Genomic DNA, 13,280 nt, shown 5'->3' with positions numbered 1-13,280 from the left:
GTGTACGCGCGGAGCGAAGCTGTCTCCGCGCGTTATTCAGGGCTGGGCGTTAGCGTTTTTTGCCAAATGCTGCTGCCAGCGCATCACCCATCGCGCTGTTACCTGCAGGTGCATTGGCAGGTTTACCGCGTCCTTTGCTGATAGCGGCGGGACGTGCATTCTCTTTGCCGCTACTGCGATTATTGCCGCCGCGCGCATTGCTCTCGCCGGGCTGTTCGTCAAGACGCATGGTGAGGGCGATGCGCTTACGCTGCATATCCACTTCCATCACCTTCACTTTGACGATATCGCCCGCTTTCACCACCTGATGGGGATCTTCGACGAACTTGTCTGACAGTGAAGAGATGTGCACCAGACCATCCTGATGCACGCCGATATCCACGAAAGCACCAAAGTTGGTGACGTTGGTGACCGCGCCTTCCAGAATCATGCCCGGCAGCAGGTCGTTCAGCGTTTCCACGCCTTCGGCAAACTGCGCGGTTTTGAACTCCGGACGGGGATCGCGCCCCGGTTTCTCCAGCTCTTTCATGATGTCGGTGACGGTTGGCAGACCAAAACGCTCGTCGGTGAAGTCGCGCGCGTTGAGATCTCGTAACCCACCCGGGTTGCCCATCAGTTCGCTCAGCGCCTGTTCAGTCGCGGCCAGAATACGTTCGACCAGCGGGTAAGCTTCCGGGTGCACGGTGGAGGCATCCAGCGGGTTATCGCCGTGATTGATGCGCAGGAAGCCGGCGCACTGCTCGTAAGCTTTTGGCCCAAGACGGCTGACTTTCAGCAACTGCTGGCGATTCTGGAAGCGGCCATTCTCATCACGCCAGGTGACAATGTTCTGCGCCATCATGCGGGTTAAGCCTGCCACGCGCGTCAGCAAGGCGACTGAAGCGGTATTCAGATCCACGCCGACGGCGTTTACGCAGTCTTCCACCACCGCATCCAGCTTCTTCGCCAGTTGGCTTTGGCTCACATCATGCTGATACTGGCCGACACCGATGGATTTCGGATCGATTTTCACCAGCTCGGCCAGCGGATCCTGCAAGCGACGCGCTATGGAGACGGCGCCGCGAATGGAAACATCCAGATCCGGGAATTCCAGCGCGGCCAGTTCCGATGCGGAGTAGACCGATGCACCAGCCTCACTGACAATCACTTTCTGCGCGTTGATCTGCGAGAACTGCTTCTGCACGTCGAGGAAGAAACGCTCGGTTTCACGTGAAGCGGTACCGTTACCAATCGCCACCAACTCCACCTGGTGTTGGATGCACAGTGCTGCCACAACCGATGCGGCTTTCGCCACCTGCCCGGTGTGCGGATAGATGGTGTCATGTGCCACCAGTTTGCCGGTGGCATCCACCACGGCGACTTTCACGCCGGTACGCAGGCCCGGATCGAGGCCCATGGTGGCGCGCATGCCTGCCGGAGCCGCCATCAACAAATCGTGCAGGTTGCGGGCGAATACGTTAATCGCTTCATCTTCTGCGCGTTCGCGAATGGTGCCCATCAGTTCGGTTTCGAGATGCAGCAGCACTTTGATGCGCCAGGTCCAGCTCACCACCGCTTTACGCCAGCTGTCTGCCGGAGCATTGTTCAGACGCAGTTGCAGGTGATCGGCGATCAGCGTTTCACCGTGGCTTTCGCGCGGCGCTTCTTCGAATTGTGGATCGGCGTTCAGAGAGAGTTGCAGCACGCCTTCATTGCGACCACGGAACATCGCTAGCGCACGGTGAGAAGGAACGGTACTGAGAGGTTCGTGGTGATCGAAGTAGTCGCGGAATTTCGCGCCTTCTTCCTCTTTACCTTCCACCACACGCGCTACCAGATGTGCGTTTTTCCACAGATAATCACGCACTTTTGCCAGCAGCGTGGCGTCTTCGGCAAAACGTTCCATCAGGATATAACGTGCGCCATCCAGCGCTGCGCGCACATCGGCGACGCCTTTATCCGCATTCACATAGCTTGCAGCCAATGACTCGGGTTCCTGAGAAGGATCGCTCCATAGCGTTTCAGCCAGTGGCTCCAGGCCCGCTTCGATGGCGATCTGCCCACGCGTGCGACGTTTCTGCTTATAAGGCAGATACAGATCTTCCAATTCAGTTTTGTTCAGCGTGCCATTGATGGCCGTGGCGAGTTCTGGGGTGAGTTTGCCCTGCTCGTCGATGGATTTCAGAATTGACTGGCGGCGATCTTCCAGCTCACGCAGATAGCCAAGGCGGCTCTCCAGCTGACGCAACTGGGTATCATCCAGCCCACCGGTCACTTCCTTACGATAACGTGCGATAAACGGCACGGTGTTCCCTTCATCCAGCAAGCTTACAGCGGCGTCAACCTGGTCGGCGCGAGCCTTCAGCTCACTTGCGATAATCTGGCTCAGTGAATCTTTCATCATCATTAACAATGCTTACACAGGGTTGGAAAACAGGGGACAGTTATACGGATTGGGGCGGCAAATTGCCAGCCGGGGACAGGTGAATCCGTCTTTTTCTGAATGCAGCGCGCACATCGCTGTGCACACCTTGCTGAGAGCAAAGCAGTCGCTTATTGTTGGCCTCTTTGCAGTAACGATACCTTGTTATCACGAGTAGACGTCATGAAAACCCAACTGATTACCCGCGAAGGCTATAACAAATTACGTGCCGAACACGACCATTTGTGGAACGAGAAGCGTCCGGAAATCACCAAAATTGTCTCCTGGGCGGCCAGCCTTGGTGATCGTTCAGAAAACGCCGATTACACCTACAACAAGCGCCTGTTGCGGCAGATAGACCGCCGTGTGCGCTATCTGCGCAAATGCCTCGCCGATCTGAAAATTGTCGATTATGCGCCGCAACAGGAAGGAAAGGTGTTCTTTGGTGCCTGGGTTGAGGTGGAAAATGAACAGGGTGATGCAAAGAGATTCCGCATTGTGGGGCCGGATGAAATCTATGGCGATGCGGTTAAGGATTACATCTCCATTGATTCACCGATGGCCCGTGCGCTGATCAAAAAAGAGGTGGATGACGAAGTCGTGGTGAATACGCCGGAAGGACAGAAAGTCTGGTTTGTTAACTGCATCGAGTATGTGAAGAACCCAGAGTAAAAAAGAGGCGGAGAATAATGGCTTGGGTAAAAAAGCCTTGGGTGCAACTTATTCTCCGGTGGCGAAATGGGCTGGCGTAAAAGGGGAAGCGCCGCAGCATTGCCGCGCCTGAAAGATTTGGATTATTTGCCTGGCGTTGTCGCGGTGGTGGTCGATGTGCTGCTGGTGCCTTTGTCACCGCCGCCCATGGTAGCCAGTGCCACCCCTAACAGTGCACCCACGGCACCCACACCCATCGCGTCTGAATTGCCTTTGGCGGTAGTGGAGGCCTCGGCTCCCGCCGCTTCACCCGCGCTGGTGGCCGCATGAGCCTGAGAAAGGCTGACCAGCACCAGTACACTCAGCAAGACCGCAGTTTTTTTCATTTTTTTCTCTCCAAAGATGCGCAATATCAGCAGGAACCCTTGCAGTTTCTGAGATCGTTGTGCAGGAAGAAAGTGCTGATTACTGTCTGATTAATCAGACTTTATTTAACACTGGCATTATCTGGCGCGAGATGCGTATTGTTCCGAGAGCAGATGAGCACTGAAAACGAAAAGAGCCAGATATTATGCTGCGAATGATCGCCCATCGAATGATTCTGGCCTGTCGACTTAAGCCAAATGGCCCCAAATGCTGTGATAACGAGCGGTCTTCGGCCCTGTGATCCATTTTCGAAAAGAAAACCGCGTAAATTTTCGGATTAGCGCTAAGCGGCTGGAAAGCCCCGATAAAAAGCGGGAGACAACGCGCATTTCAGGGCTTAAATTAAATATAAGCTGCTGTTTAATATGCTTTGTAACAATTTCGGTTAGAATATAAACCATTAATAACTGTCACATGCAGGCAACTTTTTTACACAATATTGACTCAGGCAATGGCGCCTTTGGGAGTTGAACAATGCAAGAGAACTACAAAATTCTGGTCGTCGATGATGATATGCGTTTGCGCGCACTGCTCGAACGCTATCTCACCGAGCAGGGCTTTCAGGTGCGCAGTGTCGCCAACGCCGAGCAGATGGATCGTCTGCTAACTCGTGAATCATTCCATTTAATGGTGCTGGATCTGATGTTGCCAGGCGAAGATGGCTTGTCCATTTGCCGCCGTTTGCGCAGCCAGAGCAACCCGATGCCGATCATTATGGTGACGGCAAAAGGCGAAGAAGTGGATCGTATCGTTGGGCTGGAAATCGGCGCTGATGATTACATTCCGAAGCCGTTTAACCCACGTGAACTGCTGGCCCGTATTCGTGCCGTGCTGCGCCGTCAGGCCAATGAATTGCCAGGTGCGCCTTCACAGGAAGAAGCGGTTATCGCCTTCGGTAAGTTCAAATTGAACCTCGGCACGCGTGAAATGTTCCGTGAAGATGAGCCAATGCCGCTGACCAGCGGTGAGTTTGCAGTGCTGAAAGCACTGGTGAGCCATCCGCGCGAACCGTTATCACGCGATAAGCTGATGAACCTGGCGCGTGGTCGTGAATACAGTGCAATGGAACGTTCTATCGACGTGCAGATTTCCCGTCTGCGCCGCATGGTAGAAGAAGATCCGGCGCATCCACGCTACATCCAGACCGTTTGGGGTCTTGGCTACGTCTTCGTTCCGGACGGCAGTAAAGCATGAGGCGATTGCGCTTCTCTCCTCGCAGTTCGTTTGCCCGCACCCTGTTATTGATCGTTACCTTGCTGTTCGTCAGCCTGGTAACGACCTATCTGGTGGTGTTGAATTTCGCCATTCTTCCAAGTTTGCAGCAGTTCAATAAAGTCCTCGCTTACGAAGTGCGTATGTTGATGACCGATCGACTGCAGCTGGAAGATGGCACGCAACTGGAAGTGCCACCTGCCTTCCGGCGTGAAATTTATCGTGAACTGGGTATTTCGTTGTACACCAACGCAGCGGCAGAAGAGAGTGGCCTGCGCTGGGCACAGCACTACGAATTCCTTAGCGAGCAGATGGCGCAACAGCTGGGTGGCCCGACCGATGTCCGTGTCGAGGTTAACAAGAATTCCCCCGTGGTCTGGCTGAAAACCTGGTTGTCGCCAGACATCTGGGTGCGTGTGCCGTTGACTGAAATCCATCAGGGCGATTTCTCGCCACTGTTCCGCTACACCCTGGCGATTATGTTGCTGGCGATCGGCGGTGCCTGGCTGTTTATCCGCATTCAGAACCGACCCCTGGTCGACCTGGAGCATGCAGCGCTTCAGGTCGGTAAAGGCATCATTCCTCCTCCGCTGCGTGAGTATGGCGCATCGGAAGTGCGTTCCGTAACGCGAGCCTTTAACCAGATGGCGGCGGGCGTCAAACAGCTTGCCGATGACCGTACGCTGCTGATGGCGGGTGTCAGTCATGATTTGCGCACCCCTTTAACACGCATTCGTCTCGCCACCGAGATGATGAGTGAACAGGATGGCTATCTGGCCGAGTCGATCAATAAAGATATCGAAGAGTGCAACGCCATCATCGAGCAGTTCATCGACTATCTGCGCACCGGGCAGGAGATGCAGACCGAGCGCGCCGATCTCAACAGTGTGTTGGGTGAAGTGGTGGCGGCGGAAAGCGGCTATGAGCGTGAGATTGAGAATGCGGTGATGCCGGAGGAGTTGATGCTGGATATCAATCCGCTGTCGATTAAGCGTGCCGTGGCGAATCTGGTGGTGAATGCCGCGCGTTATGGCAACGGCTGGATCAAAGTCAGCAGCGGCCAGGAACTGAATCGCGCCTGGTTCCAGGTGGAAGATGATGGTCCGGGTATTAAGCCCGATCAGCTTCAGCATCTGTTCCAGCCTTTTGTACGTGGCGATAGCGCACGCAGCACCAGTGGCACCGGCTTAGGGTTGGCGATTGTGCAGCGTATTATCGACGCGCATGAAGGCTCGCTGGAGATAGGTGAGAGCGAGCATGGCGGATTGCGCATTCGCGCGTGGTTGCCGATACCGGAGAATAACGGTACGGCGTTAGTCAGCACGCATCACAGTTAACGCTTCGCTCAGATAAATGTGGAGCGATGACTGTTTCGCCTGCAGGCATCCGCGACTGGCTGCGTAGCCCTCAGCACCACAGTTGAAAAATCACGCCGCTTAAGACTGAGTATCAATGAGCCGCCATTTGGCGGCTCATTCACTTCACAACTGCGGGCCAGCCTGAACCAGCGCTTTGCCGGCATCGTTATCGGTATACTTCTCAAAGTTGGTGACAAAACGCTGCGCCAGACCCTGCGCGGCCTCATGCCACGCGGCTTCATCCGGCCAGCTGCGACGTGGATCCAGAATCGCATCATCGACTTTTTCCAGGGTCGCAGGCATCTGCAGGTTAAATACCGGTAGTGTTTCCATCGCTACGTCGTCCAGCTCACCCGCCAGAATCGCATTGATGATAGCGCGGGTATCTTTCAGTGAAATACGTTTACCGCTGCCGTTCCAGCCGGTGTTAACCAGGTACGCTTTAGCTCCCGCTGCTTCCATGCGCTTCACCAGCACATCGGAATATTGCGTTGGATGCAGCGTCAGGAAGGCCGCGCCGAAGCAAGCTGAGAACGTCGGGGTGGGCTGAGTGACACCGCGCTCGGTACCGGCCAGCTTGGCGGTAAAGCCCGACAGGAAGTGGTACTGGGTCTGTTCTGGCGTTAAGCGCGAAACCGGCGGCAGTACACCAAAGGCATCAGCGGTCAGGAAAATCACGCGCTGCGCATGGCCCGCTTTGGATACCGGCTGCACGATGTTTTCAATGTGCTCAATGGGATAGGAAACTCGCGTGTTCTCCGTTTTGCTGGCATCGGCATAATCAACGCTGCCATCCGCCCGCACCACGACGTTCTCCAGCAGCGCATCGCGGCGGATGGCGCGATAGATTTCCGGCTCGGCTTTCTCTGACAGATTGATGGTTTTGGCATAGCAGCCACCTTCGAAGTTAAACACGCCATCATCATCCCAACCGTGTTCATCATCGCCAATCAACTGGCGATCGGGATCGGTGGACAGCGTGGTTTTGCCGGTGCCAGACAGGCCGAAAAATACCGCAACGTCACCCGCTTTACCCACGTTCGCCGAGCAGTGCATTGACGCGATGCCTTTCAGCGGCAGCAGGTAGTTCATGATGGCGAACAGGCCTTTCTTCATCTCGCCGCCGTACCAGGTGCCGCCAATCAGCTGCATGCGTTCGGTGAGGTTAAAGGCGACAAAGTTCTCAGAGTGTAAACCCTGAGCCTGCCAGTCCGGGTTAGTGCATTGCGCGGCGTTCATCACCACAAAATCCGGCTTAAAGGAGGCCAGCTCGGCTTCATTAGGGCGGATAAACATGTTTTTGACGAAATGCGCCTGCCAGGCGACTTCCATCACAAAACGTACGCTGAGGCGGGTATCCGGATTCGCACCGCAGAAGGCGTCGATGACAAACAGACGTTTGCCAGAAAGTTGTGCGGTGCAGCGATCTTTCAGCGCCTGCCAGGTTTCCTGCGACAGCGGCTGGTTGTCATTTTTACCGTTGCCGACATCATTCCACCACAAGGTGTCACGCGTGGTGTCATCGCGCACGATGTACTTATCTTTTGGCGAACGTCCGGTAAAGATACCGGTATCCACGGCAATGGCGCCGCTCTGCGTCAGGGTGCCTCGCGCATAACCTTCAAGTTCCGGGCGGGTTTCTTCCTGAAACAGCGTATCAAAGTCAGGGTTGTACACCACTTCTGTGGTGCCGCTAATGCCCAAAGCGGCAAGGTCTTGCGATGTCAGGCCGTGAACGCGCATGTGGCTGCTCCTTAAATCGATGCTTCATAGCATTTTTATGAGGGGGTCTGCGTCCTGTCGTGCATGGCCGGACAGGGCAGATCGCGCGCAGTGTACACGTCTGAGCAGGGCGTAAAAGTGAAGAGAGTTAAAAATGCGAGCTGGAACGTGACAAGCAGTGAATTCTGCCAGTTAAGAAACTAAAGTCAGTGTAAGTTAGTTAAATTACGCGGAAGTTGATGGGTTAATTCCTGACAAAAATGCGGGCGGCGCTGCCGCCCGTAGGGGGATTAGTGCAATTGATCGCTGTTATTTGTAGGTGCGTTGCGAATCGCGGCGATGTCTACGGCATCGTAAACATAATGCGAACCGCAATAGTCGCAGTGCATATCGATCTTGCCATCCTCTGCAAGGATTTCGTCCACTTCTTCAACCGGCAGTGTGTTCAGTACTTCGCCACAGCGCTCGCGTGAACAGGTGCATTTGAAACTGACCGGGGTCGGATCAAACACCGTGGCCTCTTCCTGATGATACAGGCGCCACAGCACATCCGTCGCGGGCAGCTCAATCAGCTCTTCGCTCTTCACGGTTTCGGTCAGAGTGGCCAGATGATTAAAATCATCCTGGCTCGGCTCTTGTGCAGGCAGTACCTGCAACAGAATACCGGCGGCGCCTTTATCGCTGGTACGAATAAACAGGCGAGTTGGCAACTGCTCAGAACGCATGAAGTAATCTTCCAGGCAGCCAGCCAGCGTATCGGCTTCCAGACCAACAACACCCTGATAACGCTCCCCCTTTTCTGGTGAAATGGTAATCACCAGATAACCGTTACCCACCATCTCTTTTAGGCTGCTACCCGGCGCGATGACGGCATCTTCCTTCACGCGTGCAACGCCACGCAATTCCTGCTTGTTGTTGCCATTGATCACCGCCAATGTCAGTGGACCATCGCCCTGTAACTGAACGGTGATGTCGCCATCAAATTTCAGCGTTGCGGTCAACAAGCTGGTCGCGACCAGCAATTCACCCAGCAGGTTTTTCACCGGTTCGGCGTAGTCGTGGTTTTTGACAATCTCACGCCAGGTTTCGGATACGTTGACCAGCTCGCCGCGAACGGCGACATTTTCGAACAGGTAACGGTGCAGTTGATCTTGAACAGACATAGTGTTTCTCTCGTTGGGGCGACGGTTATTCATCGCCCGACAATTTAAATTTCATCAGATCGCGGCGCTCTTTTTTATCCGGGCGGCGATCGGGGTGCGGCATGGTCAGAGCATTCATTTTGCGTGCCAGCGCCGTTTTTTCACGCTTCTCAATGCTGGCGGCGGTCTCCGCATACATCTCTTGCGCCTCAGTAGCAGGGCGACGTTGATCGCCAATGGCGGTGATCACTACCGTTCGCTCATCGTTGCCCTGACGCAGCGTTAACTCGGCATGCAATTCCACGGTTTTACTCGGCTTGCTACGCTGGCCGTTGTAATGCACTTTACCGCCTTCGATCATTTCGCGAGCCAGCGCGCGCGTTTTATAAAAACGTGCAGCCCACAGCCATTTATCGAGGCGGATACCTTCGCTGGTTTTTTCTTTCATTGCGGCTCCTGCTTTAACGCAGCGTTTCACACAACTGGCGATAGTCTCGCACTGCAGCATGACGCTGGAAAGATTGATCGGGCCGACCGGAATCCGGATTGCTGACGCCTAAACACCAGCGAATGCCCCAGCGTGCCGCCGCATCGAGGATCGCTTCGCTGTCATCTATGAACAGCGTGCGCTCGCTATCGAATGCAGTTTGCTGCTGAACGGCCTGCCAGAGACGTGGATCCTCTTTCGGATACCCAAAGGTATGGGTAGAAAGTAATAAATCAAGGTGGGGAGCCAAACCGGTTTGCTCCAGCTTTACCTCGAGATTGTACGGATGCGCATTGGTCAGCAAAATGGTGCGTTTACCCGCAGCACGTAGTGCCTGGAGTAGCGGCAACGTATCCTCGCGCATGGCGGCACGGTGACGTTTTTCCCATGTCATGGCGCGGATATCTAAGGCCAGTTCTTGCGACCAGTAATCAAGACAATACCAGTTTAGCGTATGCACTACGGCTTGATACTTTTGCTGAATCAGCTGATGTGCCTCGGCCAGCGTGATATCACGCTCGCGGCTCAGGGTTTCAGGAACGTGTTCCAACCAGAAATGGCGGTCGAAGGCGAGATCGAGCAGCGTGCCATCCATATCCAGCAGCACGGTATCAATCCCGGACCAGTTTAGCGTCATCGTCATACTCTCTCGCCCTAAAAAATAGGGCGACAGGGTAGCACAGAAGGGAAGGGCTCAGAACAGTGAGCGCACGCTCTGCATAGTGCTCAGATTGTGATTGAAGCACTTGTCGTAATACTGCTGAATTTCCACCATGCGCAGGCGATTACGATGCACACGTCGCAGGGCCAGTAGCCCATTGGTGATGCCGCAGAGGATCAGCACCAGCATCAATAATGCGGTACCGAGGTATCGCCATTGCGCCATCGCATCCGGTTCATTGTGCAACGCAATGTGGCGTGTGCCGTTAGCGTCAGTGGTGATGCTGGTAATGATGCCGTTGGCAGCAAACGGCGTGTGCAACAGCATGCCGGACATGCGTTGCAATTCGCGCCATTGCGACGGTGCATCAAGATCAAACAGCGACACGGAAGGCTGTGGCTGATTCACCATCTGACGGCCCTCATCACTCACTATCAGGAAGCCGCCCGGTGGTGGGCTATTCAGATTTTCTGCTGCACGACGGGTTTCACGCGAGAAGAAGGTCGAGGTCGCGGTATTCACCAGGTTCTCCAGCGCTTCCGCACTGACCGGGCGTAACAGCACGTTCATGCCGTTAAGCTTGCCGGAATCTGCGCGGTGGATCAGTGAATCCCAATCCTTAGCATTGCCCAGATTCACCAGGGCATTTTTCAGCCGGACGCAATCTTGCTGCTGGCTGCACAGATCCTGTGTTTTCAGCACTAAATCAGAGAAATCATCCAGCAGAATCATGCCCGATTTCTGTATCGCGGAGGCGAGCTGTGGGTTGAGTTTCGGATCGGTGTTGGTTTCCGGATGCAGCTGACGTGTGGTGGTATCAAGCAGAGCGGCAGCTTTATCGATGATATCCGACTGCGGCTGCGGCAGAGGTGCTGCGTTATTCCAGTAAATGGCTGAGCAATCGAACGGCATATACGCATAGCTGCGATTGCTTTGATAGTTGCCCGGTACGGAACACATGCCGGTTCCGCTCACCTTCAGGTTGTCACCGATGTGCAGCGGCAGGGCGTTGAGTTTATCCACGCTATTCACTTCAATGCTTTCGGTGCCTTTTACCCATGCGAGGCTGAGCTTGATTGGCATACTGAGCGGAATCCAGGTAAACAGCATCACCAGCACCACCAGCGAACCACATGCCAGCACCAGATTTTTGCGCCAGCGCTGAACTGGGAAGTTGCGAACTTCATCGTGCAGGGAGAGGAAACGCCCCTGTCGCACCACTTGCCGATTCAGATAGATGTCGACATCCGTCACCTGGCCCAAATCGTGCGCCACATAGGGTTGCCAGTGGGCGGGATAAATTAAATCGATAATGCCCAGCGAGATATTGCTCTGCTCCTGATTGGATTCACCAAACAGGCCCCAGCGTTTCGGTGCTCCGCGCAAGCAGTGCACATCGCGCAGCCCTTTTTCACCCGGGAAGCGGTAAAGGAACCACAAGCTAACCGCAATCATTGCGCAGGCTGACAGGGCAATCCACAGCATCAGGCTTCCGGGCAGCACCAGGCTGAGGAAGAACAGCAGGAAGGCAAAGCAGATAACAATGGCCTCGCGCGTGCCATCCGGCCGCGATAGACGGTACTCTTCCGGCGACTCTTTACGCACTTGCAGCAACTCGACATTTTCGCTCTCCTCTTTACGAATAGAGGCGTTGGTCGACATTGAGCGCACCAGCGGCGGCAAGGCGGGTTGTTCTACGGCATAGTTTACTAACGAGTGACCGTTGAGTGAGATCACCAGCGGCAGCGTTTGAGTGCGGATCAGCTCAACATAATTCTCTTCCGCAATGTACTGCTCCCACAGCGGTGGCAGATGCACTTCCACTTCATCGAGGTAGTAGCGCCATTGATGCGCATCATCCGTTGAGAGACCATAGCGAGTGATGGAACGTGTGACAGGATAAACATTGCTGCTCTGCGCCGTGAGCGTCAGGGATTCGGTTTCACGCGACTTCTTTGAGGAGCGGGCAGTACTCTGTTTTTGCTGTTTCGCCAGGGACGCAATGTACGCTTCAACAGCATGACGTTCTTCATCAGTGAGTTTGCGGCAGGGGGGGCTTATAAACGGCAGCGGTTTCGCCAACGGCGGACGATGCCGCATAGCGTACCAATAACCTATTCCTGCTATCAGAGAGCAGGCCAGCATGACAGCCAGAATGATGATAAAAGTGCTCATGCTTTGCTCAATCCAGCCAAAAAACTGCCTTCACGTTTACGATGTGCTCCCGATGGAACCATTATTACCAGTCAATTTTGGCGAGCATAAGTCATTCTTACAAGAAAAAACTCAGATAAAATAACGCGCAAAATCATTGAATTATAATTTATTAGATTATTCCTTAATGGGATGTTAACCACAGGACACTCAATTAAATATCGGTATTTTCTGAATTTAACAAAACCCCATTGACTTATTGTGAAAATTTAAGTGTATAGATAACAATAAGTTGTTAGCAGGCGTAAGCAAATGTGTGTCACGATGCTTTCCCTGCGCTGCGTGTCGCACATTGCTGCGGGCTTCGGTATGCTGGCGTCATCGCGATTCACAAGGCTGTGCTAAGTTTGAGGCTGATATGAAAACTCCAATGAAAAAACCTGACATCCTCAACGTGGAAGCGGTGGCCCGCTCCCGCTTGTTTACTATTGAAGCGGTTGATCTCGCTTTCAGTAACGGTGCACGCCGTGTCTATGAGCGTATGAAACCTTCCAACCGGGAAGCGGTGATGATTGTGCCGATTCTGGGTGATGATGTGATCCTGATTCAGGAATATGCCGTAGGGTTGGAAAGCTATGAGTTGGGTTTTCCTAAGGGGTTAATTGACCCAGGCGAAAGCGTGTTTGAAGCCGCAGACCGTGAGTTAAAAGAAGAAGCCGGCTTTGGTGCCCGAAAACTCGAAGCGCTGGGTAAACTCACTATGGCTCCGTCTTACTTCTCCAGCAAAATGAACATTGTGGTGGCTGAGGGGTTGTATGAAGAGAAGCTGGAAGGGGATGAACCTGAACCGCTGATTGTGCACCGCTGGCCGCTCAATAACCTACTGGCGTTGCTGGACGAGCCAGATTTCCGTGAAGCCCGAAATGTCAGTGCGCTGTTCCTGGTGCGTGAGTGGCTGGTGAAGCAGGGTCGATTGACCTACTGAATACGACAAATACGCAATAAAAAAGCCGGCGAATACGCCTAATGCCGATCAGTTAAGACAAAAATGATCGGTTGAACGATC

Annotated in this window: 11 protein-coding genes; 4 read left to right on the top strand and 7 right to left on the bottom strand. The window is 54.1% G+C overall.

Going from position 1 to position 13,280, the window contains the following annotated elements; translation table 11 throughout:
• Window positions 1–49: 49 nt before the first annotated feature.
• On the bottom strand, window positions 50–2,380 hold the full coding sequence (locus CRO33_RS20405) for a Tex family protein (RefSeq protein ID WP_097119465.1): 2,331 nt from the start codon (window positions 2,378–2,380) through the stop codon (window positions 50–52).
• Window positions 2,381–2,584: 204 nt separating this feature from the next.
• Here CRO33_RS20405 and greB point away from each other — a divergent pair, with 204 nt between their 5' ends.
• Window positions 2,585–3,073: a transcription elongation factor GreB gene (gene greB, locus CRO33_RS20400; protein WP_097119380.1), complete on the top strand. Its 489-nt coding sequence runs from the start codon at window positions 2,585–2,587 to the stop codon at window positions 3,071–3,073.
• Between the two features lie 122 nt (window positions 3,074–3,195).
• Here greB and yjbE read toward each other — a convergent pair whose 3' ends face one another.
• Entirely contained in the window at window positions 3,196–3,438 is a 243-nt protein-coding gene (gene yjbE, locus CRO33_RS20395; RefSeq protein ID WP_097119379.1) for an exopolysaccharide production protein YjbE, read from the bottom strand.
• 514 nt (window positions 3,439–3,952) lie between these two features.
• Between yjbE and ompR the strand changes: the two genes are divergently transcribed.
• Together ompR and envZ are read left to right on the top strand one after the other, a co-directional pair.
• Window positions 3,953–4,672 (top strand): osmolarity response regulator transcription factor OmpR, encoded by a 720-nt coding sequence (gene ompR / locus CRO33_RS20390; protein ID WP_001157751.1) that lies wholly within the window; start codon window positions 3,953–3,955, stop codon window positions 4,670–4,672.
• Complete coding sequence (envZ, locus tag CRO33_RS20385; RefSeq protein WP_058960579.1) at window positions 4,669–6,027, top strand: two-component system sensor histidine kinase EnvZ; 1,359 nt, start codon at window positions 4,669–4,671, stop codon at window positions 6,025–6,027. The genes ompR and envZ overlap by 4 nt, the downstream gene beginning before the upstream one ends.
• A gap of 144 nt (window positions 6,028–6,171) precedes the next feature.
• Here the strand turns inward: envZ and pckA are convergent, their stop codons facing one another.
• From pckA to CRO33_RS20360, 5 genes are all read right to left on the bottom strand, one after another.
• Window positions 6,172–7,791, bottom strand: coding sequence for a phosphoenolpyruvate carboxykinase (ATP) (gene pckA, locus CRO33_RS20380; RefSeq protein ID WP_097119378.1), 1,620 nt, complete (start codon window positions 7,789–7,791; stop codon window positions 6,172–6,174).
• Between the two features lie 269 nt (window positions 7,792–8,060).
• Window positions 8,061–8,933 carry an Hsp33 family molecular chaperone HslO gene (gene hslO / locus CRO33_RS20375; RefSeq protein WP_097119377.1) on the bottom strand — a complete coding sequence of 291 codons (873 nt, stop codon included), beginning with the start codon at window positions 8,931–8,933 and terminating at the stop codon, window positions 8,061–8,063.
• A 25-nt stretch (window positions 8,934–8,958) separates the two neighbouring features.
• Complete coding sequence (hslR, locus tag CRO33_RS20370; protein WP_097119376.1) at window positions 8,959–9,360, bottom strand: ribosome-associated heat shock protein Hsp15; 402 nt, start codon at window positions 9,358–9,360, stop codon at window positions 8,959–8,961.
• A gap of 13 nt (window positions 9,361–9,373) precedes the next feature.
• Complete coding sequence (gene yrfG / locus CRO33_RS20365) at window positions 9,374–10,042, bottom strand: GMP/IMP nucleotidase (RefSeq protein ID WP_038644273.1); 669 nt, start codon at window positions 10,040–10,042, stop codon at window positions 9,374–9,376.
• A gap of 51 nt (window positions 10,043–10,093) precedes the next feature.
• Entirely contained in the window at window positions 10,094–12,235 is a 2,142-nt protein-coding gene (locus CRO33_RS20360; RefSeq protein WP_097119375.1) for an intracellular growth attenuator family protein, read from the bottom strand.
• Window positions 12,236–12,632: 397 nt separating this feature from the next.
• Here CRO33_RS20360 and nudE point away from each other — a divergent pair, with 397 nt between their 5' ends.
• On the top strand, window positions 12,633–13,199 hold the full coding sequence (nudE, locus tag CRO33_RS20355; RefSeq protein WP_097119374.1) for an ADP compounds hydrolase NudE: 567 nt from the start codon (window positions 12,633–12,635) through the stop codon (window positions 13,197–13,199).
• The last annotated feature ends 81 nt before the right edge of the window (window positions 13,200–13,280 follow it).

Origin of the sequence: Pantoea sp. GL120224-02 (assembly GCF_900215395.1) — a bacterium.
In the GTDB taxonomy this organism is placed as follows: domain Bacteria; phylum Pseudomonadota; class Gammaproteobacteria; order Enterobacterales; family Enterobacteriaceae; genus Pantoea; species Pantoea communis.
The sequence above is the reverse complement of the archived record's forward strand: the minus strand, read 5'-3'. Positions and strand labels throughout refer to the sequence as shown.